This is a genomic window from Stenotrophomonas sp. SrG, from assembly GCF_050031795.1.
GTDB classification, from domain to species: Bacteria; Pseudomonadota; Gammaproteobacteria; order Xanthomonadales; family Xanthomonadaceae; genus Stenotrophomonas; species Stenotrophomonas rhizophila_A.
Window position 1 is genome coordinate 1 of sequence record NZ_JBNBBE010001465.1, and the last position, 234, is coordinate 234.

The window sequence follows — 234 nt, forward strand, 5'->3', positions numbered from 1 at the left end:
CTGTCCAGCGACTTGCCCTGGGCCTGCACGAACTGCTGCTGCGGGTCGGTGTTGCGCATCAACACGTCCAGCCCGCGCTCCATCCGAGCATCATCGGCGGCGACCACGCGCAGGCGGCCGATCACCGCCATGGTCTGCGTGCCTTCGCCCTGCGGGATGATCGAGATGGTGCCGTCGTTTCCGATGTCCATCGCCTGGTGCGGCGGAATCGCGATCGGGGCGCCGTTCTCGTCA

At 67.5% G+C, this 234-nt stretch carries 1 pseudogene; it reads right to left on the minus strand.

What is annotated here, in order from left to right:
* A pseudogene (locus ACQG3P_RS24275) lies at positions 1-234 on the minus strand (flagellar biosynthesis protein FlgF); the annotation flags it as partial.